Consider the following 21188-nt stretch of genomic DNA (forward strand, 5'->3'; position numbering starts at 1 on the left):
GAGGCGGCTACCGGACGCCCAGCAGGCCGAGCACGACCAGCAAGACCCACTGCGGACCCTTGAACCCGTCGGTGCGGTCATCGTACCACTCCTCCAACGCGTGCGCTCCGCGCCCGACGCCGCCACCATCCAGCGTGATGGCAGGCACCCGAAGATTCATGGGAATGTTCGCATCGGTGCTGGAGGTGGTGAGCGGGGCGTAGATGTTCATCGTCTTGGCCGCCGCCTGTGCGGTCAGCACCACCGCCGCGCTATCCGAGGTGCGGCCAGCCGGTCGCAGCCCCATCGTATCGATCTTCAGGTCGAGTGCCACCTTCGACTGCGGCCAACGGGCGCGCTCCTCGGCCAACGCCGCACGCAGGGCGATCTGCAGCTTTGCGTCGATGGCCGCGAGTGCCACGGCCGATTCGCTGCGCAGGTCGATTTCCATCACGCCGCGATCGGGTATGGAGTTCACGGACGTGCCACCGGACACGACGCCGACGTTGAACGTGACCTTGGGATCGGTGGTCACCTGCAACTCGGCGATCTTGGCGATGGCGCGGCCCAATGCGTGAATCGGGTTCGGCATGCCGAAGGCTCCATACGAGTGCCCACCGGGCCCCACGTAACTCACGCGATAGCGATTGCTGCCGACACCGCCATTGGTGATGCCGAATCCCGTGCCATCGACGGACAGGAATACATCAATGGAGTCCTTGAGCGGACCGGCGAAGATGGCACGCACGCCGCGCAGGTTGCCCGGCCCCTCTTCCCCCACCGTGCCCACCACCAGGAGTCGACCCGAAAACGGAATCTTCGACGCAATCACCTGACGGACGGCGGCCAGCGTCACCGCCAGTCCTCGGCAGTCGTCGCCAATCCCCGGGCCGATCAACTTCGTGCCCTCGCGCTTCACCCGCACATCGGTGCCTTCGGGAAAGACCGTATCGAGGTGACCGCCCAGCATCACCGTCGGTCCGGGACGTGCACCGCGAATCTCGCCGATGACGTTGCCCTCGCCATCGATGCGCACGTGTTCCACGCCCAGCGCCACCAGCCGATCGCGAAAGACAGCGGCCCGTGCCGCCTCCTTGAACGGCGGTGCGGGGATCTCGCACAGCGAGACCTGCTGTTCGAGCGTCCAGGCATTCTCCCGTTCCAGTGACGCAAACGCCTGACGCACCGGCGCGAGTTGCGCAATGCGGGCCACGTCGGGGGTGGGCACCGGTCGCGATTGTGCAGAGAGCGTTGGCGCCGTCAGCGGGACGGATAGGCTGCTGGCGCAGAAAACAGCACGGGAGACCAGGCGATCGAAACGCATGACAGGATTCCGGCGGAAGGCCATACGACAACGCGTTGCCGACCGACCGGTCGACAACGCGAGAATAATACTGGACGACGCGACCACGTGCCGCCCATCCGACGGCGCCCGTTACGACGTAATGGTCAGGGTCCCGGCCCCGGTGTCCGCGACCACCGTGAACTCAAACAAGGACGTTGTCCGCTGACCTCCGGTCCAAGCGCCGCTGGCCGCGAACGTGGCGCCATGGTTGGGGCAACGAAAGGCCGAGCCGTTGATACTGATAGTGGTGCCGGCGTGTGGACAGATCAGCGAAAAGGCCCGATACGCCGTGGTCGACGCGCGCACCACGGCGATCGGCGTACTGGTGCCGTTCAGGCGGACGATGCCGCCGATTGCCCCGAGCGCTGCGTAGTCGGAGACACTCACGGTCACCCGCACCGAACCCGGCCCCGTGGGTGACCCTGACAGTCCGTCGCCGCACGCCGAGATCAGCAGTGTTCCCAGTGCAACCATCGAACCCTGCGCCAGAAATTCGCGGCGATCGAGACAGGGCAGGCTGCGCGTCGCCTTCGGCGTCACACCTTGACCAGCGCGTTCGCCCACTTCATGGGCTCCGTATCGCTCTCGTACGCGACGTTGGGATCGACCACCACCTCGTTGCCTTCCTTGGTGATTGGCAGACGATCCATGTTGCGGGTTGCTTTGCCGTTGATGAAGGTGCCGTCGGGCTGGTACCGGGACTTGTGTCGCGGGCACTGGAAACCGTTGGTGCCGGGCAGCGCGCGCAGCGCCGTATTCTGATGCGGGCACGAGAGGGCGAAGGCAAACATATCGCCCTTGAACCGGCAGAGAATGACCTCGTTTGCCGTATCGATGGACACGCCATCAGTGGCGGGAATGGGATAGCGCAGCGCACCGCCGGGACCGATCGCAAGCGCCGACAGCTTCGAGAACGGCGCGAACGCCGACAACCCGGCCAACACCGCCGCCGCGCTCAGCGCGTCACGAAGAAAAGCCCGACGACCGGAACACTCGCCACTGCAGGCAGCGGCGCTGGTGGATTCAGACATGTGGCAGGAAACGGGTGAAGAAAGTTCGTCGGGATTGACGGTGGTCAACCATTCGTGAGGATCACGCCAAGCAGGACTATCGAAATCCACAACATGAGACTGACGGCGGCGGAACTGCGAACGCCATCCCATTCCCGCTTGGGGAACACCACCGGCATCTCCGTGGTGTGAATGGGAATGTTGGCCAATGGGTGCAACACGGCACGCTCGGCACTGCGCATACGCAGACCGTTGGCCAGCAAGGCGACCACCATCCCCATCTTGATCCAGTACACCTTGGACGCGGAGAATGTTGCAACGTCCGAGATGAATAACGCGGCGCCGCTGAGAAACGTTACGGCCAGTGCGGCGATGATCACCGAATGCATCGTGGCGAGATCGGCCACGACGGCGCGCACGGCTTCGGCGGTGCCCGGCGCCGCGCGCAGGATTGCGCGGTCGGCACCAATGGCCATACCGCCGCCGACGAACATGGCGACCATATGCACGGCGATCACGGCCGTCGACAGCGTGGTGTTGTTGGCATACAGGTCGGCCCACGGTTGCACGAGGGTCGCAAGGGACTCGAACATGGCAGCAGGGAAGGAGGTCAATTGCCAACCAGCATGATCAACCAACTGAACGTGGAAACACCCATCGACGCGAGCGCCACATTCTTGTGTTGCGTGCGTTGCGACTGCGACTGTTCGGCATCATCCGCGAGACGCGTTCCGGCGTACACGAATCCGGCGCTGGCGGTGGTGAACAGCACGCTGTGCAGGATGCGACGTGTGCGCCCGCTCGGGTTCTTGCGCCCTTCCCACAGGTTGAGCCCTCCCGTCAGCGTCTGGGCGCTGAACAGAATGGCGCTTCCGGTGGCGGATGGGCCGTGAATTGAACGGGCCCAACCAGGCGCCGCTGATCCTTTCTTGAACAACTGGTCACCGGAGAAATAGGACGCCGCGAACAGCGGCATCATTCCCCAGGACAGTCGCTTATGCCAGGTCAAACGCAAATCGTAACCATCCGAATACACAAAGGCCTTCGTCCGGGGCTTGCGCACCGTATCGGCAACAAAGGTCAGGTGTGGGACCGGTCGTGTAGCGTCCGGATCGATCGACAACGGCGGCGCCTTCTTGGCGCTGTCGGCCGTCAGGGCATTCAAGGACATCAATACGGCACACGCGGCATTGGCCAATGGCATCATGGGACAGCCTCCTACGGGAGCAGATGGTTTCGTGAATTGTGTCCAGACAGCGGCGTTCCATGAGAGGAGCATAGCCCGCGTGCATGAACGCTTCATTAATTCTAGTGCCATGGTGCCTGTGGGCGATCGGCGACGGCGAATGTGATTCGCACACAATGGTCGCGGATACACAGGTGCTACACGCGAATGCACAGCCTCCCCATGCGATGGGCCGAGGCGTCGCGGGCACCGGCCGTTGTCGGCGTTCGGTAACGGTGGTCACGCCCGATGACGGGGCCAATGCACGACGGTTGAGGGGGACACAGGGACGGAGCCTGACCGGTGCGTGGCGACCAACGCGCCGAACCCGGTGACGTCCAGCGCCGGTGAAGGGGTGGCGGGTTGGCAGGGGGGACTGCACCGGGTGAGATTGAAGGAGACATGACTGATCTATTACGCCCCCATGTGACAATGCGCTGGCGAGTACTCTGGATGACCGTGGTCCTGGTCGTCGGGCTTGCACCAATGGTGGTGCAGGCCCAGCCCGCGACGCGATGTGATGACAACCAGCGCGTGCGCGGTCTTCGGTTCGTGGGGAGTCCGCTGTACGATGGCACGACCCTCGCGGCCACAATTGCGACGCCGTCGCCGGGACTGCTGCAGCGACTGCATCTCAGCGCCAGACCCTGCAGTGATTCGCTGACGCTGCAGTTGGACGCCCTGCGCATTGCCGTCTTGCATCGTCAGGCCGGATGGCTGCAGGCGTCGGTCGCGGCCCATCAGACCGTGACGGCCAGCGGCATTCGCATCTCGTTTGATATCGTGCCGGGAGTCGCCGCCATCCTCGATTCGTTGCACATCGAGGGGCTGCCCGACACCGCCGGCGGTCGGCGCGCGTTCATTGCCCCATTGCGTGCGCTGCAGGGGCAGCGGTTCGATCGCATCCGGATCGATACCACCATCACGGCGGTCGTGGCGCGACTGCGCGAGGCAGGGTACCTCCGCGCGGGACGCCCGGAGGTGGTTGTACGTGTCGACAGTGCGACATCGCGCGTGCAACTGTCGCTGACGTTCGCCCCCGGGCGCATGGTCGCAATTCACGAAGTCACCGTCGATGTGCAGGGGATCGGAGACACTCGAGCGACGGTGGACGTCGCTGACGTGCGTCGACTGACGGCGCTGCGCGCCGGCAATCGATACCGCACCTCCGACATCCTGCGTGCGCAGCGCGATCTCTATCGCTCGGACGTCTTTCGACTGGTGCTGATCGACACGGCCACGCCACCGCCCTCGGCGCTGGCCGGGGACTCGCTGATCGATCTTCGCATTCAGGTGGCCGAAGCGCGCACTCGCAACGCGCGCGTCGGCGTGGGGTGGGCGACGCTCGAGTGTCTGCGTACGCAAGCGCGCTTCGTCGATCGACGATTCCTGGGCATTGGCCGTCGACTGGAACTCACGGCTCGCGCGTCGCGCATCGGGGTGGGTGCCCCGGCAGACTTCGCGCCCAACCTCTGTTCGGCCGCGTTGAAGGCGGACACGCAGTTCACGGTGCTCAATCACTATCTGGGGGCAACCGTGTCGAGCACGCGATTGTTCGGATCGCCGCTCTCGCCGGTCACGACGGTCTACACCGAGCGGCGCAGCGAACCGTACGCGTATCTGCGGGAAATCGGCATCGGTGCCCTGAGCGAGGTGTCGCGGCAGTTCTCGCCTCGCACCACGGGCACTGCCGGACTGCAATACGAGAACGGCCGAACCAAGATCGACCCCGCCGAGTCATGCTCCCGCTTCGGGCAGTGCCGCAAGGAGGAGTACGACCAGGCCGTGTTTGGTCGTGGAGTGGCGTTGCTCAATGCCACCGTCACCCATGATCGCAGCAACAACCCCATCGATCCCTCCCGCGGGTTCCGTATGCGGGGTGAGGCGCGGGTTGGACAAACGTTTGCCCGGCTCTCGTCGCTGCGCTTTTACCGGACGTCTGCTGAAGCGGCGAACTATACGCGCGTGTTCGGTGGCATCGTCGCGACGCGGCTGCAGTTGGCAAGAGCGTTTGCACCGGGGGCGCGCCTGGTGGACGGGTCGCCGCTCATTCCGCAGCAGGAACGCCTGTTCGCCGGCGGACAGGGCACCGTGCGCGGCTTTCAACAGAACTTGCTTGGTCCGCTGGTGTACGTGGTATCCGAGGTGATGGATACAGTCAACAATGGTGTGTCGGTGAAGCAAGTGAAAAGTGGGGCGGGTTACGACCGGCCTGTCCCGCGCGGGGGCACGGCACTGCTGGTGGCGAACTTCGAATACCGACATGGATTCCGGTGGCTGGCCGAGCAACTGCAATTCGTCGGATTCGTCGATGTCGGAAACGTCTGGGAAGGTGGATCCGAACCGTTCAAGTCCGCCAATCTGCGGGCGACACCGGGGATTGGCATGCGTTTGCTCACCGCGCTCGGTCCATTTCGTGTCGACATCGGCTACCAGCCGTATGCACCGCGCGCCGGTCGCGCCCTGTTCCTCAACAAGGGGACCAATGGCGTGGGCGGCACGATTCTCTGTGCCAGTCCAGGCAACACCGTTTCCAGTGATCCGCTGAACCCCGGCAGCATCTTCGATTGTCCGGACACGTATCGACCACCGCAAGGGCGCGGTGTGTTGTCGCGGCTGGTCTTTCATTTTGGCCTGGGGCAGGCGTTCTGATGTCCGCGCGTCAGCGCCGGTATTGGTGGGCGGCCGGCATCATCGGTGCCCTGATTGCCGGTGTGTCGATTGCCCTGTTGTGGGTTACCGGCACGCTGAACGGACGTCGATGGGTGCTGGCGCGGCTGGTGACTACCATCGACGGCGCGTTCGGCGGGCGCGGGCACCTGCGGGTGGGTGTGCTGCGCGACATCTCATGGTCAGGTCACGTCCGCGCCGACAGCGTGTCAATCGTCGACTCGGCCGGAGTGCCGGTGATCCACGTCGCCCACGTGGACGGAGTCCTCAGCCTTGGTGCCCTGCTCGACAGGCGCGTGCATCTGCGCGCGCTGCAGCTGGAGGATCTGCGGGTCGATCTGCGACGTGACTTCACGGGCCCGTGGAATTTCGCCTACATCATTTCAGGTCCAAAATCCAACAAGCCTGCAGGACCACCGGGCTTTGGCGATGATATCCGAATCGACACGTTGCGCGTCTCGATCGGCACCATCACGACCATCGGACCCTGGGCGCCGAACGCGATGTTCGCGGGGGCGACGCGCGACAGCGTGATCGCGGTGCGCGACAGCCTGCACGACATCATCCGCACGCCACGTGGATTGCTGGAACGCCGCCGGTTTGCCATTGAGCGGCTGGTAGCGCACAGCGGCATCATCATGCAGCCCAGTCACGCGCCGTCCAGTCTGATGATCGACTCACTGCGTGGCACCGTGTCGGATCCGCCGGTGCGGATCTCGGCGGCGGCCGGTCAGGTGTCGTGGACGCCGGATTCACTCCGTCTCGCGTTGCCGCAACTGTCACTGCCTGCGTCACACGGGAGCGCCGTGGGGCGCGTCTGGTGGCATGAGCCCGGGGCCGTTCGCTATGACGTCAATATCACCGCGCAGGCCGGGTTGTCCGACCTGACGTGGATTTGGGATGTGTTGCCGGCGGTCGGCGGGGGCTCGGCCACGGTGCGTATGCGCACGCTGGAAAGCGCCGATGACGCCGAGTATGCGCTGTCTGATCTCGACGTGGCGTCGATGAACTCGCGCATCAGCGGACGCCTCAATGTGATCGTGCGTCCGGCGGACATCCTGATGCATCACGTGGACCTGACCTTTGCGCCCATTGGCAGCGACCTGCTGCGGCGTCTGAGTTACGACGCGGTTCCCGCTGCCGTAAATGGATCGGTGACCGGCCGGCTGGTGGCGACGACGGGCGGTCCGCTCAGGAACTTCCTCATTGATCGACTGGATGCGCAGTTCACTGACGCGGTGGTCCCGGGTGCCGTGTCGTCACTGCGGGCGTCGGGCGCGGTCACGATGGGCGTGGCACCGGCAGCACGCAATGTGATGGTGCAGGCGTTTCGCGCGGACGTGCGCAGTGCGCGCGCGCTGGCGCCCACCTTGCCCAACATAGATGGAATCGTCGAGGGCCGTGGTCGCATTGTCGCCGCTGATCTGCGCGCCGCCGATGTCAAGTCACTCGACATGACGTGGACCGATGGGGCCGGCAACGTGTCGCGTGTCACCGGGGATGCGCGCGTTGGCTACGGACTCCGCGTGCCCACCATCGAGTTGGCGCTGATCCTGGATCCGCTGTCCATGCGCGCGCTGGCACGGGTGGACACCACCCTTGGCGTCCAGAGTACGCTGGCCGGGAAGGTGTTCGCGTCTGGTACGCTTGATTCGCTGGCGTGGCGGGCAACATTGTCGGCGGACAGCACCAGTCGCGTGGCGCTCATCGGCACGGCGTCCATCCAACCGGCGACGTGGCGCGTGTCCGCGACGGGTGACGTGCTGGCGTTCGACACGCACGCGTGGACCGCGCGCGCGGATATGCCCCAAACGGCGTTGACCGGCGCCGTTCGCGTGAGTGCGGCTGGTCGGCGCGATTCGGCGGCACTGCAGGTGGACGAGGCGCACAGCGACGTCTCCCTGCGGCAGCTCGAAGCCGTCAACCGTCCGGCCTTCGACGTGCTCACCAGCATGACGCTCGATCGCCAACGGCTGCGTGTCGACTCGCTGACGGTGCATGTGGGTGGTGTCACGCTGGAGGCGCACGGCGCGCTGGCGCGCATGACGTCGGAACCCATCAACGCCGCGAGCGCCACCGCGTCGTTGGCTCCATCGGCACCGGACACCCTTGAGGTGTCGGCACGCGCCGACACGCTCGAGTCGGTGCGCCGACAACTTACGCGTCTGGCGGCAACACTGGCGCCCCTCGACAGTGTCACGGCTGCGTCGCTGCGTGCGTTCGCGGCGGATACGCTCCAGGGCGACGCCTCGGTGTCCGGTTATCTGTTCGGTTCACTCCACGATCTCGATGCGACGCTGGCGCTTGGTGCTCGTGACGTGCAGATCGGCGCGATACGAGTGGGGCGCATCTTCGGCTCGCTCCATGCAGAGCACGTGCTGACGCGTCCCACGTTTGAAGGGGTGGCCACGGCTGATGCCATGGATGGCGTTGGCGCCATCCGCATTGCCTCGACAGAGTTCCGCGTCCAGCGCGCGAATCCGGACAGCGGGCGGTTGGTGCTCGATGCCAGTTCCGCCAACGACGCGCATTTCGTAGTGCGTGGTGGCTATCTTCGGCGCGACGGGGCCCTGACCATCGTGGCGGACTCGCTGCTGTTTGCGTACGACAGCGTCACCTGGCGCAGCGCGGCGCCCATTCGCATCGTGAGCGATGACGCGGGGCTGCGCATCGATTCGCTGGAAGTGCGTTCTTCGGCCAGGGGATTGCTGGCACTGCGCGCCGATGTGCCCATGCAAGGTGCGGTGCAGGGGACGATGCACCTGGAGCGGTTTCCGGTGGGCGAGGCGGCGGCCTTCGCTCTGGGGACGCGAACATTCTCCGGGTTGCTGACCGGGGACGCGCATTTGCGAGGCTCACGCGCCTTGCCGCTGTACGATTGGCGCATTGATGCCGACTCGTTGGGCGTTGACGGCTCGTACTTGCCACGCGTGGTGAGTGAAGGCCTCTATACCGGCCGTCGGGTGGTGGCCCAGGCCACCATCACTGACAGTGCCGGCGGTCGGATCAATGCGGAAGCGCGCGTCCCGATGGATCTCTCCATTGCGACGGTCGAGAAGCGATTGCTCAGTGATGCGGTCGATGCGGATATCCAGGCCGATTCCCTGCGCCTTGACGCCTTGAAGATCTCCGTGGCCGGTGTCAGTCGCGTGCGTGGCGTGTTGGACGGCCACGTGGCGCTGACCGGCACCATGGATCGGCCGATTGGAACGGGGACGATGATCCTGTCGGATTTTTCGGCGCGGGTGGACGAGTTGGGGATAGAACCCAACGAAGGGCGCGCGGTGGTGCGCGCGGCGCAGGACTCGCTCATCCTCGAATCCTTCCGCATGGTCAGCGGTCGCACGTCGGATACCGTGGGCGTGCGCGGCGCCATGCGCTATGCGCTCAACGAACCGGTGACGATCAGCGCCCAGATCGCCGCCAGTAACCTGGTCCTCGCGCGTCGCCGCGACGGTACCGAGATGGTGGTGAGTGGAGCACTCGACGCGCGTGGTCCGCTGTCGCGCCCGTCGGTAGGCGGCACGGTGTTCGTGCCGCGGGCCACTTTGATGATTGATCCGCTGAGCGCCAGTACGGCGCTCGACCTCACCTCCGTGACGGCCCGCCAGTACCTCGCGCCAAGCGAAGTGCCGGTGGTCGATTTCGCCGGTCGCTCGTTGACGCGATTGGGCCGTTTCGCGTCGGTCGATCACGTGCGCGTGGATCTCGGCAATGAAGTGTGGGTGCGGACGCCCGAAGCGACGGTCAAACTGTCGGGGGGCGTGAATCTCTCCACGAAAGGCGACGCGTTGGTGCCCGAGGGCGAAATCACTGCCAACCGCGGGCAGTACCAATTGGCGCTCGGGGTGGTGAATCGCAGCTTCAGCATCGATTCCGGACGGGTGCGCTTCTTTGGCGACACCGCCATTGCGCCGTCGTTGGACATCAGCGCCACCAACGTCGTCCGATTGGCTACCGGCGATGAAATTCCGGTTGGGGTCCACATCGGCGGCACCATTGTGACGCCGTTGTTGACGCTCTCGAGCTCAGATCCGCTGTACGCCAGCGCGCCGGAATCGGAAATCATCTCGCTGCTCATCTTCGGGGCGCCGACCTTCGCGCTCGACGGTCAAAGTCAGAGCACCGTGCGCGCCGTCACCGGTGTGCTGCTCCCGTCGTTTGGCGGGGCAGTGGTGGAAGGCGCGCTGCACAAGCTCTTTCCGGTGTTCAATACCCTGCAGGTGACCACGGCGGGCGGCCAGTCGAGCGATGTGAATGCCTACTCCCTGCTGGACAACCTCAGCATCACGGCCGGCAAACAGCTGGGCGAACGGACGTTTCTGCGGCTGAACACCGGGGTCTGTCGGGGGACGGGGCAGACCTCGGTGCGCGGCGCGTCGCTGTGGTATGGGATCGGGGTGGAGTACCGGCTGTCTCGGGGCTTCATGGCCCAAATGGGTGTCGATCCTGGTTCGGCGCCCTGCTCCAGACTGGGGAATGACCTCTTCCCGCGAATGCAATTTGGATTTGATCTCTTCCGCGAGTGGATCTTCTAGGTTGGCCGAGGCATCTGGCAAGCTCTGCTGTAGCGTTTAAGTGTTGCAGGAAAGCGACAGTTGTGCTGGTGCAACGGCGAGCTCTGCCGGACGGAATTTATAAATGTATGTAGCGTAATAGGTTATGTATCATCTTCTGAATAACTGTGTCGCAAATAGTGGTCGAATTGCTGGCATTTCAATTGCACTTCATACCAATGAATCCGAAATCGAGCCCGTATCCGGGCCCACACTTTTGCTCCGAGACCTTCCATGCGCCGCTTCGCCCAGCTTGCCCTTGCCATCACCTTGGCGGTCCCCGGTACCTCGTCTGCGCAGTCAGCTCCCGAGCTCGGAAACATCAAGTTCGGCGGAGATGCAGGCTCCAATGGGACCGTGGGTGGCTATCAGGTTGGACCGTACAAGGCCCAGCTCAAGGACTTCTCGCCCATGCTCGATGACGTCCTGTCGCCGAACTTCTCATCCATCTGGTGTGTCGACTTCTCGCACGGCGCACCGTCCTCAAGCAGTTGGGACAGCTACTACGCCACGGCGTTTTCGATGAACTCCATCGGCCGTCAGGGTGACGGCGACTTCAGCCGGGCTCGCGACGTACAGGCGAAGTACCGTCAGGCTGCATGGCTGATCGAGCAGTACTACGATGTTGGCGGCTCCACCTATTCGTCGACGAACGTCCAGGGCACTATCTGGAAACTGTTCGGCGCCAATGTCAGCGGCTTCACGGATCTGGCAGTCGCGCAGAATGTCACGCTGACCAGGGACTGGTTCGTGCTCAGCGATGACGTCAAGACCAGCACGTGGTCCGAGACCAGCAATCAGGAGTTCCTCACCTGGCGCGATCGCCCTGCGCAGACCACGGTCACGCCGGAGCCGTCAACGTACATGTTGATGGCGGCCGGACTGCTGGCGATGGGCACGGTGTCTCGTCGCCGCCGCGCGACCGCGAAGCCCTGAGACGGTCTCAGCTTCGCCCCTCGGTGATCTCTGGTCGCCGAGGGGCGTTTTGCGTGGGGGCCGCCAACGCCTCCCGCCATTTCGTCCATGTTTGGGTGGCTTCACTGGCCCACCGTTCGCGGGCCGTTCCCAACAGGGCCACGGCGCCACCTGCCACCGCGCCCAATGTCGCGGCCCAACGGACAATCGGATCTGACGCATCGGCATCACCAATGAGCGCGACCAATAGTTCACGTCGCAATCGCAGCACGACCGGCGAGGCCACCCGGATGCTGTTGAAGCTGGCATCGTAGCGGGCGCCAACTGCCTCGATCAGCACGGCGGTTCGTGCGAAGTACACCAGTTCGCCCGGCAGCACCACCGGCCACGAGAACAGCTCCCGCATGACCCGCTCGGCGAGCATGCGCGTGCGCTCGGCGATATCCGACTCGCTGAACGCGATGTCGAGCAGCACCGCCACCAACGCCTGCATGGTCTCGGGCGAGGTGCCCGGCGCGACCATGCCCAGTGCAAAGAAGCCGTTCGACGTCGCCACCGCATCGCGCCGCACGGCCGCGATGATGGTGTCGAACAGCGCCTTGCGCGTGGTGACGTCCACATCAATCACCATGCCGAAGTCGAGCAGGATGATACGTCCGTTGGCGTCAACCAGCAGGTTGCCCGGGTGCGGGTCGGCGTGAAACACTCCGTCGCGGAGCATCATGCGGGCGTAGCATTCGATGAGCGTCTCCACGAGCGTCAGCGCGGACACCGACCCATCGGCGATGCGCGCTTCCAGCGCGTCGATTCGGGTTCCCGGGAGATATTCGAGGACCAGCACCTCGTGGCGGGTGAGTTCCGTGATGACCTCCGGGATTCGCAACCGGGGTTCGTCGGCAAAGCGCGCGCGCATGCGCGTGCATTGGGCACCTTCCCGCACGAAATCCATCTCTTCGCGCACGTGCACGGCAAACTCGTTCAACACCACGCGAAAACCGAGGACGTGGTGATGCGGGAAGCGCGCATACATCCAGTCCACGAGGCGTCGCGCCAGCCGTACGTCGCGCGCCACGATGGCTTCCACGCCGGGTCGCAGGATCTTCACCACCACCTCTCGACCGAGATGGCGGGCCCGATGCACCTGGCCCAGCGAACCGGCGGCGAGCGGCACGGGATCGAGGGCGTCGAGCACCGTGTCCGGATCAACACCCCAAGCCCGCTCGAGCGTCGCACGCAGCGCCGGCCAGGCCACCGGCGGCACTTGATCGGTCAACGTGCTGAGCGCGCCAAGGTACGGTTCGGCGACCAGATCGGCGCGGGTCGAGAAAATCTGTGCCAGCTTCACGAAGGTTGGTCCGAGCTCCGCCAATCCACGCACGACCGCGCGTGCTCGCGCCGCATGGAATTCCGCCGAGCGGGGAACCGGCCCGCCCCATCGAATCCACCGTCGATAGTCCCGGCGAAACGAGACTGCCAGTGGCACGACGCGCGCGAGAATCACGCCAAGGCGAAGCCAGTCGCGCATCACGTCATGTCACTTCGCGCGCGCAGCGCCCGACGCGGCAATCAGCGCGTCGGGATCGAGATGCGACAGGGCGGCGCTGTGCACCCAGAGCGATTGACCGAGTGTGTCATCGAGCGCCGCCTCAGAGGGATCAATGCGAGCGCGTTTTACCCAGTAGTCGCCGCTGGAGTGGCCGGGCGCGTCGGCGGTGGACAGCCAGACGAGCGTGTCGGCGCCGGCGTCCGGTCCGATGGATACGACATCCATGATGCGCCGCATCAATCGCCCGCGCCGGCCGTTGTTCACGCCGAAACGGGTTGACACCACGCCGGGATGCATGGCATGCACGACGATCCGGGCCGGATCGAGACGCGTGGCGAGCGCGCGCGCGAACAGCACGTTGGCCAGCTTGGAGTTCGCATACGCGCGCCACCCGGCATACCCGCGTTCGCTCTGCAGGTCATCGACTCGCAAGTGCGCGTCCCGATGCGCCCGACTGGCCACGCACACCACCCGTGACGGGTGTCCGGGCGACGCGGCGGATGACAGGGATTCGAGGAGCAGGAGCGTGAGCGAGAAATAGGCGAGGTGATTGAGCGCAAACGTTCGCTCGAATCCCTCTGCGGTGAGTTCCCGCTCGAGAAACACGGCCCCGGCGTTGTTGACCAGCACGTCGATGCGCGGTGCGCGTTGACGCAGTCGCAGGGCCAGATCACGAACAGCTTCCTGGCGGGACAGGTCGGCAATCTCCCAATCGACGCGGCGGCTGCCGGTTTCACCCATGATGGCGCGCGCGGCGGCGACGGTCTTGGCCTCGTTACGCCCGACCATGATGACCCGAGCGCCAGCCGCGGCGAACGCGTGCACGGCCGCACGGCCGATACCATCGCTGGCACCGGTGATCACGACACACTGCCCAGCGAGAGTTGCCGACAACGGAAGCGGGTTTTTGGGACGGTCTGAACGAGAAAAGCGCGACCCGACCGGATCGCGCCTGTCTACGTCTACCCGCTAAACGAAATCAGTTCGCGTTTAGTTCGCGACTGCTGAAATCGGGATCGGACCCAGCGAGCCGGCGGTTACCGTGGCTGACTGGAGACCGGTGGACGGCCCGAGCGTCCAACGCACGGTGACTTCACCCAGCGCATTGGTGACCACCGACTGGGGCGAAATGCTGCCCCCGCCTGCGGTGACAGCCAGCGCGACGGTCTGATTCGGGATCGGCACATTCGAGCCGCCGGTGACGCGAATGACGATCTGGACGGGGAGGGCAGCACTGGCCTTGCCCACCTGATTGTTGCCTTGCGCCACCACCAAATCGCTGGGCAGGATGCCGAACGCCTGCAGGGTGACCGGGTCCACACCGGGGGCGTTGCCACTCACCGATTGTGCCTGGAAGCCCGGTCCCAGAGTCCATTTGGCCTTGACCTCACCGTTGGCGTCACTCACCACCGACGGCGGATCCACGATTCCACCGCCCTGAACCACGTTGAAGCTGACGGGCACCTTCGCCACCGGGGTGCCGTCGGTCGCGTAGACGCGGAGTACAACCGATGTCGGCAGCTGGGTGCCTGCCGCCGCCTGCTGCAAGTTGCCCTGCACGATCGACAGACGCGAAGCGGCAGGCGCCTCCACGGTTTTGGTGCAGCCGGGGAAGGCCAACAGCGTCGGGACAGCCGTCAGCAGGGCGGCCAGGAGGTACCGATTTTGGGTCGTGCGCATGGTCAACGTGGGTCGGGGTCTCTCTCTCCACGTGGGAGTGTCGGCCGGTCCACAGCCGGAGTTGAGCGCCGGTTTTCGGTCGACGTTTTGGGGGAGCGCTGGACTGGCGTGCGTCGTAGATTGGACCAGCTATGACAGTCACTCCCTTGCACGGTGCTCGACCCGCCAGACGGGCCGATTCAACGGGTCACGGTCCCACCGCCGCCGGGGGGTCGAACCCTCGTTCGGTTGACGACGCGCCCGCTCGTAACCCGGGCTCGGCGCTCGATCTCGCTTTCGTGCGCTCTATCCGCATCAACCGAAGTGCCGTGGAACGACGCGTGGCAACCCTGTCTGGGCGCCGCACGGTGAAAAAGGACTGGCAAGCCGCTTGGTTGCTGCGGGCCATCAGTTGCATGGACCTCACCACCCTCTCGGGAGACGATACTGCGGGCAATGTCCGGCGGCTGTGCGCCAAGGCTCGCCATCCACTTCGAGAAGATCTGGTCAGCGCGCTGGGCGTTGCCGACCTCAATCTGACGGTGGGGGCCGTGTGCGTGTATCACGCGTATGTCGCAACCGCCGTCGACGCGCTGCGCGGGTCCGGCGTGCCGGTCGCGGCGGTGTCCACCGGATTCCCGGCCGGGCTATCGCCGATGGAAACCCGTTTGGCGGAAATTCACGCGTCGGTGGCCGCCGGTGCTGCGGAAATCGACGTGGTGATCACGCGCGCGCATGTGCTCACGGGGAATTGGCAGGCATTGTACGATGAAGTTCGGGCGTTCCGCGACGCCTGCAGCGACGCGCACCTCAAGACGATTCTTGGCGTGGGTGAACTGGCGACACTCACCAACGTGGCCCGAGCGAGTCTGGTGGCCATGATGGCCGGTTCCGATTTCATCAAGACCAGCACGGGCAAGGAGCCGACCAACGCGACGCTTCCCGTGGGCCTGGTGATGACGCGCATGATTCGCGAATACGGCGCGCGAGAAGGCCATGAAGTGGGATTCAAGCCGGCCGGTGGTATTCGCTCGGCCAAGCAGGCGCTTGACTGGCTGATTCTCATGAAGGAAGAACTGGGCGATCGGTGGTTGCGTCCGCACCTGTTTCGCTTCGGCGCGAGTGGACTGCTCACCGATATCGAGCGTCAGCTGGAACACTTCGTGACCGGCCGCTATGCGGCGTCACATCGCATGCCCATGGTGTGAACCGATGACCGTCTCCAGAACACCAGGCAGCACACGCACCAATGTGCGCGAGATCTTCGACACGATGAGCTACGGGCCGGCGCCAGAAGGCGATAGTCCCGTGCGTCAATGGCTTGCCGCGCATGATCATCGGTTTGGCCACTACATCGGTGGTCGCATGGTGGCCCCATCCGCGGGCGAGTGCTTCGCCGTGCACGACCCGTCCACCGGTGCGGAGATCGCACAGGTAGCGCACGGGTCAAACGCGGATGTTGACGCGGCCGTGGCGGCGGCGCGGGCGGCACTTCCGGCGTGGCAGGCGTTGGACGGCCACGCGCGAGCCCGATGGCTGTATGCGATTGCGCGAGGCATCCAGAAACACGCGCGGCACTTTGCGGTGATTGAATCGATGGACAACGGGAAGCCGATCCGCGAAACGCGCGATATCGACATCCCGCTGGTGGCCCGCCATTTCTATCATCACGCCGGTTGGGCGCAGCTGCTCGACACCGAGTTCGCGGGCTATCACGGATACGGAGTGGTCGGGCAGGTGATCCCGTGGAACTTTCCGTTGTTGATGTTGGCCTGGAAGGTGGCGCCGGCGCTCGCGGCGGGAAATACGGTGGTGATGAAGCCCGCCGAGTACACACCGCTCAGCGCACTGCGCTTCGCGGAACTGATCGACGAAATCGGTTTGCCGGCGGGCGTGTTCAATCTCGTCACGGGAGACGGACGGACGGGTGCCGCGCTTGTCGACCATGCCGACGTGGACAAGATCGCGTTCACGGGCAGCACCGATGTGGGTCGGGCCATACGCGTCGCCACGGCGGGCACAGGCAAGGGTCTCTCGCTTGAGCTGGGTGGGAAGAGTCCGTTTGTCGTGTTCGAGGACGCCGATCTGGACAGCGTGGTCGAGGGCGTGGTGGATGCGATCTGGTTCAACCAGGGGCAGGTGTGTTGCGCCGGGTCGCGTTTGTTGATGCAAGAGGGAATTGCTGATCGCTTGCTGGAGAAGTTGCGCGCGCGCATGGAGCGCTTGCGGGTGGGTGCGCCGTTGGACAAGTCGATCGACATGGGGGCCATCGTGGCGCCCGTCCAGCTTGAACGGATCAAGACGCTGGTCGCACAAGGCGTGAGCGAGGGCGCTACCTGCTGGCAGCCGTCGTGGGCGTCACCGGCCGAGGGGTGGTTCCATCCACCAACGCTGTTCACCGATGTCGCACCATCGTCCACCATTGCCCAGGTGGAAATTTTCGGGCCGGTGCTGGTCTCGATGACATTCCGCACACCGGATGAAGCGGTCGCCTTGGCCAACAATACGCCGTTTGGTCTGGCGGCGAGCATTTGGAGTGAGAACATCAATCTTGCGCTCGATGTGGCGCCGAAAATCAAGGCTGGCGTGGTGTGGATCAACAGCACCAACCTGTTTGACGCGTCGGCCGGATTCGGCGGGTATCGCGAGTCGGGGTTTGGGCGCGAAGGCGGGCGCGAAGGCATGTGGGAGTATCTCAAGCCATCACTGCCACGGGTGCCGGCGCCGTCGCCGGTGATGTCCACCGCTATTGCCGAGGATGGGCCGGAGCCGCACGACGCGCGCTTCGCCGCGCTCCCGGTTATCGATCGGACACCCAAACTCTTCATCGGCGGCAAGCAGGCGCGTCCCGATTCCGGGTACTCGCTATCCGTGCGTGATGTGTCCGGTCGCACCGTCGGGGAGGTCGGCGACGGCAATCGGAAAGATATTCGGAACGCGGTGGAAGCGGCGCATGCGGGTGCGGGCTGGTCCAAGCTCACCGGACATCAACGCGCCCAGATTCTGTACTACGTCGCGGAGAATCTCTCCGCGCGCCACGCCGAGTTTGCGCACCGTATTGTTTCGATGACCGGCGAGGCCGTAGACGACGCGGCGCGTGAAGTGGACGCCAGTATATCGCGACTGTTCACCTACGCCGCGTGGGCGGACAAGCATGATGGCGCAGTCCATGATGTGCCGCTGCGCGGCGTGGCCCTGGCCATGCACGAACCGATTGGTGTGGTGGGCGTCGCATGTCCGGATCCCTATCCGTTGCTGGGTCTGAGCTCTCTCGTCGCGCCGTTGTTGGCCACCGGTAATCGGGTGGTCGCCGTGCCGTCCGAGCGGTTCCCGCTGGCGGCCACGGACTTCTACAGCGTGTTGGAAACCTCGGACCTGCCGGGCGGGGCCGTGAATCTGGTGACGGGAAGTCGTGACGCGTTGGCGAAGGTGCTGGCCGATCACGACGATGTGGACGCCGTCTGGTACGTTGGATCGCACGCGGGCGCGACGGCGCTGGAAAAGGCGTCGGCGGCCAATCTCAAGCGCACATGGACCGAATGGACAGGACGCGAGTGGCTGGATCCCCGGGTTGGGGAAGGGCGCGAGTTCCTTCGTCGCGCCGTGCAGGTCAAGAACATCTGGATTCCGTACGGCGAGTAGTCGCCGGTCCGTCGTCAATAATTTTTCCACTGCCACATGATCGACCTCCCCGCCTCTCCGGAGGCGTTTCGCGACGCTGCGTGGGATGATGTCCTCCCGTACTACAATCAACTCGCCGATGCGCCGCTGACGTCCGACGACTTCGTGGTGGAAGCGTGGCTCGCGGCGTGGTCGCGACTCGATGCGCTGGTCAGTGAAGCCGGCACGCTGGCGATGATTGCTTATACCGGCAATACGGCCGACTCGGCGGCGGAGAAAGCGTATCTGCGTTTCTCGATGGAGATCTTCCCGCAGATCGACGAACAGCAAGTGCGACTGGCGCGTCGCCTGCTGGCCTTGAATTGGTCTCGTCCGGACTTGGAGACGACCATTCGTCGCTTCCGCACCGACATCGAGATCTTTCGCGAACCCAACGTCGAGCGCTTTTCACAGATCGAAGAGTTGTCGGCGGCGTATCAGAAGATCACGGGCGGGCTCAGTGTCGAGTGGGATGGTGTGTCCAAGACCATTCCGCAGCTGCAGCCGTATCTCAAGTCGGCCAATCGCGACGATCGCGAACGCGCATTTCGCCTGGGGGCGAACGCGTATCTGGAGCGCCGGGATGCGCTGGCTGAGCAGTTTGACAGGATGTATGCGCTGCGAGTCGCCGTGGCGCACGAGGCGGGCTTTGCCGACTATCAGCAGTATTGCTTTGCGTCCAAGCACCGTTTCGACTACACGCCGGACGATTGCGCACGGTTTCACGAGGCGGTGATCGACACGGTCACGCCAGCCGTCGAGCGGCTGATGGTGCATCGCCAACAGTCACTCGGCGTGTCGACGCTGCGGCCATGGGACGTCACCGTCGATCTCAACATCACCGAGCCGTTGCATCCGTTCGCCAACGTTGAATCGTTTGTGACCGGCGCACAGCGCATCTTCAATCGGGTCGATGCGGAGTTGGGCGGGCGCTTCAAGATCATGGCCGATGAGAAGCTGCTGGATCTCGAGAGCCGACCTGGCAAGGCGCCGGGCGGCTATTGCACCGATCTCGCCTTCCGCGGCCGACCGTTCATTTTCATGAACGCGGTGGGCGTGCCGGACGATGTGAACACGCTGGTGCATGAGGCGGGTCACTGTTTTCACGACTTCGCCACGCACGCGCTGCCGTTCACGTGGCAGCGGCGCAGTGGTCACGAAGCGGCCGAGCTGGCGTCGATGGGGATGGAATTGCTGGCCATGCCGTACCTCGTGGTGCCCGACGGGTACTACTCACCCGAACAGGCGCGCGTGGCGTGGCTTGAGCATCTTGAAGATGTGCTGGCGAGCGTGGTGCATATCGCCAGCGTTGATGCGTTCCAGGCGTAGATTTACACCAATCCGGCCAGCGCCGATCGTGACGCACGCGACGCCCAGTGGCTGGCGATGCGGGCGCGATTCGAGACCGGGGTTGATTGGTCGGGACTCGACCCTGAGCGTGTGTCACGCTGGTATCGGCAACTGCATATTTTCGAACTGCCGTTCTACTACATCGAATACGGCATTGCCCAGATGGGGGCGTTGCAGGTGTTCCGCAACGCGGTGCGCGATGCCGGTAGTGCGGTGGCGGCGTACAAACGGTTTCTGGCGTTGGGTGGAACGCGCTCGCTCCCCGAACTGTACAAGGCGGCGGGCGTGCAGTTGGTGTTCGATGCGAAGACGATGGGCGAGCTGGTGGAGTTCGTCGAGGAACGCATTGAGGCGCTGCGTGCCGGCGCCGAGTCCCCGTTTCTCGGCGTTGTGCCCGCGTAAGCACTGGTCGTTGCACGTGTAGCCGAAACCGCTCGCGGGACGGACACGTACGTCCTCCCGCTTACCTTACCAGGAGTTCCGATGCAGGGAGTTCGTCGCGCAGCAATGGTGGCGGTGATGGTGGTCGCCGCAAGCGTCCGCGCCGAGGCACAGTTGCCGTCGGTGCAGCAGGTGTACGACAAGTATGCCACGGCCGTGGGCGGGCGGGCGGCGTGGGAGAAGGTGACGCACCGCGCGGAGAAGGGGTCCGCCGATATCACCTTTGCCAATTTGTCGGGCACGTACGAGCGCTACAATTCGATCCCCAACAAGATGCGCATGATCATCGACTTGGGTGTCGGCAAAGTCGAACAGGGCAGCGACGGGGACGTGGTGTGGAATGCGCAGCCGGATGGCTCGGTCGCCAAGATGTCGCCGTCCGACGCGGCCTATGCCAATGAGGCCAATGTCGTGGGCGCGGCATTCCTCGATCCGTCACGCTTTGCCAAGGCCAGCGTGGTTGGACAGGAAGACTTTGACGGTGTGCCGTGCTACAAGGTGGCGATCACCACCAAGGCGGGCCGCGAACGCGTGGACTTCTTTGAAGTCGCCACCGGACTGCGACGCGGTCAGGTTGTACCCGCCCCGGGCGGTGAACAGAAATCGGTGTTCAAGGATTACAAGGCGTTCGAGGGCAAGATGGTGGTGACCAAGCAAGTGCTCACCAACGCGCAAGGCGACATCGTGATCAACGTGGCGTCGGTCACCTTCACGCCCAATGATCCCAAACTGTTCGAACTGCCGGCGGGCATCGCGAAGTAACCGCGATCGTCACCACGGAATAACAAACCGCCCGGCCATTGCGCACTGCGATGGCCGGGCGGTTCCCATA

At 64.6% G+C, this 21188-nt stretch carries 16 protein-coding genes; 8 read left to right on the forward strand and 8 right to left on the reverse strand.

The window, feature by feature from the left end; all coding sequences use genetic code 11:
- Window positions 1-7: 7 nt before the first annotated feature.
- From IPP90_20730 to IPP90_20750, 5 genes are all read right to left on the reverse strand, one after another.
- Window positions 8-1303, reverse strand: coding sequence for a M20/M25/M40 family metallo-hydrolase (locus tag IPP90_20730; protein MBL0173066.1), 1296 nt, complete (start codon window positions 1301-1303; stop codon window positions 8-10).
- A gap of 111 nt (window positions 1304-1414) precedes the next feature.
- Window positions 1415-1864 (reverse strand): Rieske 2Fe-2S domain-containing protein, encoded by a 450-nt coding sequence (locus tag IPP90_20735; protein MBL0173067.1) that lies wholly within the window; start codon window positions 1862-1864, stop codon window positions 1415-1417.
- A complete protein-coding gene (locus IPP90_20740) occupies window positions 1861-2355 on the reverse strand; it encodes a Rieske 2Fe-2S domain-containing protein (GenBank protein MBL0173068.1) in 495 nt (164 codons plus the stop codon). The genes IPP90_20735 and IPP90_20740 overlap by 4 nt, the downstream gene beginning before the upstream one ends.
- 44 nt (window positions 2356-2399) lie before the next feature.
- Window positions 2400-2927, reverse strand: a complete 528-nt coding sequence (locus tag IPP90_20745; GenBank protein ID MBL0173069.1) for a hypothetical protein — start codon at window positions 2925-2927, stop codon at window positions 2400-2402.
- Between the two features lie 17 nt (window positions 2928-2944).
- Entirely contained in the window at window positions 2945-3541 is a 597-nt protein-coding gene (locus tag IPP90_20750) for a hypothetical protein (protein MBL0173070.1), read from the reverse strand.
- A gap of 471 nt (window positions 3542-4012) precedes the next feature.
- Between IPP90_20750 and IPP90_20755 the strand changes: the two genes are divergently transcribed.
- From IPP90_20755 to IPP90_20765, 3 genes are all read left to right on the forward strand, one after another.
- Window positions 4013-6211: a BamA/TamA family outer membrane protein gene (locus tag IPP90_20755; GenBank protein MBL0173071.1), complete on the forward strand. Its 2199-nt coding sequence runs from the start codon at window positions 4013-4015 to the stop codon at window positions 6209-6211.
- Window positions 6211-10767: a translocation/assembly module TamB gene (locus tag IPP90_20760; protein MBL0173072.1), complete on the forward strand. Its 4557-nt coding sequence runs from the start codon at window positions 6211-6213 to the stop codon at window positions 10765-10767. Before IPP90_20755 ends, IPP90_20760 begins: the two co-directional genes overlap by 1 nt.
- A gap of 252 nt (window positions 10768-11019) precedes the next feature.
- The gene (locus tag IPP90_20765; protein ID MBL0173073.1) at window positions 11020-11721 is read left to right on the forward strand and encodes a PEP-CTERM sorting domain-containing protein; all 702 of its coding nucleotides are present in this window, start codon (window positions 11020-11022) and stop codon (window positions 11719-11721) included.
- A 7-nt stretch (window positions 11722-11728) separates the two neighbouring features.
- Here IPP90_20765 and IPP90_20770 read toward each other — a convergent pair whose 3' ends face one another.
- The 3 genes from IPP90_20770 to IPP90_20780 form a co-directional block, all read right to left on the reverse strand.
- Window positions 11729-13225, reverse strand: coding sequence for an AarF/ABC1/UbiB kinase family protein (locus tag IPP90_20770; protein MBL0173074.1), 1497 nt, complete (start codon window positions 13223-13225; stop codon window positions 11729-11731).
- Between the two features lie 9 nt (window positions 13226-13234).
- Window positions 13235-14110: an SDR family NAD(P)-dependent oxidoreductase gene (locus tag IPP90_20775; GenBank protein MBL0173075.1), complete on the reverse strand. Its 876-nt coding sequence runs from the start codon at window positions 14108-14110 to the stop codon at window positions 13235-13237.
- A 126-nt stretch (window positions 14111-14236) separates the two neighbouring features.
- Window positions 14237-14926: a hypothetical protein gene (locus IPP90_20780; GenBank protein MBL0173076.1), complete on the reverse strand. Its 690-nt coding sequence runs from the start codon at window positions 14924-14926 to the stop codon at window positions 14237-14239.
- Window positions 14927-15057: 131 nt separating this feature from the next.
- Between IPP90_20780 and deoC the strand changes: the two genes are divergently transcribed.
- The 5 genes from deoC to IPP90_20805 all read left to right on the forward strand — a co-directional run bounded on the left by deoC (window position 15058) and on the right by IPP90_20805 (window position 21118).
- Complete coding sequence (deoC, locus tag IPP90_20785; protein MBL0173077.1) at window positions 15058-16113, forward strand: deoxyribose-phosphate aldolase; 1056 nt, start codon at window positions 15058-15060, stop codon at window positions 16111-16113.
- A 64-nt stretch (window positions 16114-16177) separates the two neighbouring features.
- Window positions 16178-18547: an aldehyde dehydrogenase family protein gene (locus tag IPP90_20790; GenBank protein ID MBL0173078.1), complete on the forward strand. Its 2370-nt coding sequence runs from the start codon at window positions 16178-16180 to the stop codon at window positions 18545-18547.
- A 36-nt stretch (window positions 18548-18583) separates the two neighbouring features.
- Window positions 18584-19894, forward strand: a complete 1311-nt coding sequence (locus tag IPP90_20795; protein MBL0173079.1) for a M3 family oligoendopeptidase — start codon at window positions 18584-18586, stop codon at window positions 19892-19894.
- Between the two features lie 57 nt (window positions 19895-19951).
- Window positions 19952-20317: a hypothetical protein gene (locus IPP90_20800; protein MBL0173080.1), complete on the forward strand. Its 366-nt coding sequence runs from the start codon at window positions 19952-19954 to the stop codon at window positions 20315-20317.
- A gap of 81 nt (window positions 20318-20398) precedes the next feature.
- A complete protein-coding gene (locus IPP90_20805) occupies window positions 20399-21118 on the forward strand; it encodes a hypothetical protein (protein MBL0173081.1) in 720 nt (239 codons plus the stop codon).
- Window positions 21119-21188 lie beyond the last annotated feature (70 nt).

The organism is Gemmatimonadaceae bacterium (assembly GCA_016720905.1).
Taxonomy (GTDB): Bacteria; Gemmatimonadota; Gemmatimonadetes; order Gemmatimonadales; family Gemmatimonadaceae; genus Gemmatimonas.

Coding starts and splice junctions, on each gene's coding strand:
- IPP90_20730 (MBL0173066.1), bottom strand. CDS start 1,303: ATGCGTTTCGATCGCCTGGTCTCCCGTGCTGTTTTCTGCGCCAGCAGC.
- IPP90_20740 (MBL0173068.1), bottom strand. CDS start 2,355: ATGTCTGAATCCACCAGCGCCGCTGCCTGCAGTGGCGAGTGTTCCGGT.
- IPP90_20745 (MBL0173069.1), bottom strand. CDS start 2,927: ATGTTCGAGTCCCTTGCGACCCTCGTGCAACCGTGGGCCGACCTGTAT.
- IPP90_20750 (MBL0173070.1), bottom strand. CDS start 3,541: ATGATGCCATTGGCCAATGCCGCGTGTGCCGTATTGATGTCCTTGAAT.
- IPP90_20755 (MBL0173071.1), top strand. CDS start 4,013: ATGACCGTGGTCCTGGTCGTCGGGCTTGCACCAATGGTGGTGCAGGCC.
- IPP90_20760 (MBL0173072.1), top strand. CDS start 6,211: ATGTCCGCGCGTCAGCGCCGGTATTGGTGGGCGGCCGGCATCATCGGT.
- IPP90_20765 (MBL0173073.1), top strand. CDS start 11,020: ATGCGCCGCTTCGCCCAGCTTGCCCTTGCCATCACCTTGGCGGTCCCC.
- IPP90_20770 (MBL0173074.1), bottom strand. CDS start 13,225: ATGCGCGACTGGCTTCGCCTTGGCGTGATTCTCGCGCGCGTCGTGCCA.
- IPP90_20780 (MBL0173076.1), bottom strand. CDS start 14,926: ATGCGCACGACCCAAAATCGGTACCTCCTGGCCGCCCTGCTGACGGCT.
- deoC (MBL0173077.1), top strand. CDS start 15,058: ATGACAGTCACTCCCTTGCACGGTGCTCGACCCGCCAGACGGGCCGAT.
- IPP90_20790 (MBL0173078.1), top strand. CDS start 16,178: ATGAGCTACGGGCCGGCGCCAGAAGGCGATAGTCCCGTGCGTCAATGG.
- IPP90_20795 (MBL0173079.1), top strand. CDS start 18,584: ATGATCGACCTCCCCGCCTCTCCGGAGGCGTTTCGCGACGCTGCGTGG.
- IPP90_20800 (MBL0173080.1), top strand. CDS start 19,952: ATGCGGGCGCGATTCGAGACCGGGGTTGATTGGTCGGGACTCGACCCT.
- IPP90_20805 (MBL0173081.1), top strand. CDS start 20,399: ATGCAGGGAGTTCGTCGCGCAGCAATGGTGGCGGTGATGGTGGTCGCC.